Source organism: Microcystis sp. M_QC_C_20170808_M3Col (assembly GCF_007095505.1).
Taxonomy (GTDB): domain Bacteria; phylum Cyanobacteriota; class Cyanobacteriia; order Cyanobacteriales; family Microcystaceae; genus Microcystis.
In genome coordinates, this window is the sequence record NZ_SFBY01000050.1 from 1 (window position 1) to 2,693 (window position 2,693).

Genomic DNA, 2,693 nt, shown 5'->3' on the forward strand with positions numbered 1-2,693 from the left:
ACATGAGCGACATGATGCCATTTTCCATCAGCTAAATTGAGTCCACTACTAGCAATTACTTCATTATTCCAGATCCGAACGACTATATTACCATTAGATAAATGAATACTGCGATCATGTCCTCCTGACCCTGCTATAACAGAAAATAATCCCCCATTCAAGGATGTAGTTTTAAACCATAATTCATGGGTAACTTCTGTTTCTGGTTCATTCAAGTTAACTTGTATGTAGTCATTAACTCCATCAAAAAAGAGTGCTTTTCCTTCTGGTTTTGCAATTGGATTAGAATTAGTTACTGTGCGCTGAACTCCATTAATTAATGTGCCATTATTTTTGTTAGCTGTTAAATCATTAACCGTATTTCCTGCACTTTCTTCAAAGTTCCAATATCCAACTAATCCTTGTTCATTTCCTGATAACTTTTGATTTAGATTAGCTTGAATTTCTGCTTGAGTACGAGTAACATTCCAAACTCTTACTTCATCGATTTCTCCTTTGAAAAATTCAATCCCATTTACTTGCCGATTTCCAATTCTCAAATCATCTTGATTTGCTACAACATCTCCAATTGTTCCCATTCCATCATAGGTATAAATCAATTGTCCATTAACATAGGTTTTAATCCGTCCATTATCAAAACTAAAGGCAATATGACTCCACTGATTTGATTTAACTCCATATCCTGTACTAATCCAATTCCATCCTGGATTTGAGTTAGCTATTGCATAAAAGAGGGTATTATCCGCTCCACTAATTGCTAAAAGATATTCTCCCTCACGTCCAACAATTATACGGGTACGGGAATCTTGTTGGGGATTAATCCATGCTTCTATAGTGAGGTTATTATTAACTTTTAAGCTTGGTTTAACTCCGACATTAATGTAATCATTTACACCATCAAAAAAGAGTGCTTTCCCTTCAGGTCTTGTGATAGAATTAGAATTAGTTACTGTGCGCTGAACTCCATTAATTAATAGACCATTATTTTTATTAGTTGTTAAATCATTAACTGTGTTTCCTGTGGTTTCTTCAAAGTTCCAGTAACCGACTAATCCTTGTTCATTTCCTGTTAACTTTTGATTGAGATTAGCTTGAATTTCTGCTTGAGTTCGAGTAATGTTCCAAACTCTTACTTCATCGATTTCTCCTTTGAAATATTGTGAAAATCCAGCTTGTCTATAACCAATCCGAAACTCATCTTCATTAGGATGAGCATCTCCGAGACTTCCTGCACCATCATAGGTATGAACTAATAATCCATTGGCATAGGTTTTAATTAATCCATTGTCATAGCTAATTGCAATATGTGTCCATTCATTCGTTTTGACAACATAACCCGTACTAATACCAGTCCATCCAGGACTCGAATTAGCAAATGCCCAAACAAGTGTGCCATCAGCACCAATAATAACCTGATATTCTCCTTCTCGGTTAACAATAATTCCCCCGTATTGTTGGATTTGTTTCTGAGGGTTAATCCATGCTTCTATGGTGAAAGTTTTACTAAGCTCTAAGCTTGGTTTAACTCCAGCATTAATATAATCATTTACCCCATCAAAATAGAGAGCTTTTCCTTCAGGTCGCGTGATTGGATTAGCATTAGCTAGTGTGGGCTGTACCCCATTAATTAACGTTCCATTATTTTTATTAGCTGTTAAATCATTAACCGTGTTTCCTGTAGCTTCCTCAAAGTTCCAATAACCTGCTAATCCTTGTTCATTGCCTGTTAACTTTTGATTGAGATTAGCTTGAATTTCTGCTTGAGTTTTGGTAACATTCCAAACTCTTACCTCATCGATTTGCCCCTTGAAAAAGTCAGTATTATTCCACTGGCGATTTCCTATTCTTAATTCATCTTGACTGGAAACATCTCCAATTGTACCTACTCCATCATAGGTATAAATTAATGAGCCATTTACATAAGTTTTAATGCGTCCATTTTCAAAACTAAAGGCAATATGACTCCACTGATTTGATTTAACTCCATATCCTGTACTAATCCAATTCCATCCTGGATTTGAGTTAGCTATTGCATAGTGAATAGTATTATCTAAACCACTAATTGCTAAAAGATATTCTCCTTCTCGTCCGACAATTAGACGAGTACGAGAATCCTGTTGAGGATTAATCCATGCTTCCAAAGTTAAATTCGTACTAACTTTAAAACTCGGTTTAACTCCCATATTGATGTAATCATTCACCCCATCAAAATAGAGAGCTTTTCCTTCAGGTCTTGTGATAGAATTAGAATTAGCTACTGTGCGCTGTATTCCATTAATTAACGTAGCATTATTATTATTACTACTTAAATCATTGACCGTATTTCCTGATGTTTCGTCAAAGTTCCAATAACCCGCTAATCCTTGCTCTTTTCCTGTCAGATTGCGATTATAATAAGTCTGAATTTGAGCTTGAGTTTTAGCCACATTCCAAACTCGTACTTCATCAATTTCACCTTTGAAATAACCAGAATCAGCAGAATAACCAATACTAATCTTATCTTGCCAATTAAAATCTGATATAGTTCTTGATCCTGATGCAACTAATTGACCATCAACATAAATCTGTTGACCTCCTACCGATGCACCAAAAACATGAGCGACATGATGCCATTTTCCATCAGCTAAATTGAGTCCACTACTAGCAATTACTTCATTATTCCAGATCCGAACGACTATATTACCATTAGATAA

At 35.4% G+C, this 2,693-nt stretch carries 1 protein-coding gene; it reads right to left on the reverse strand.

The features are described from left to right. The coding region (locus EWV84_RS02780) for a LamG domain-containing protein (RefSeq protein ID WP_287076291.1) at positions 1-2,693 on the reverse strand (2,693 nt) is incomplete at both ends.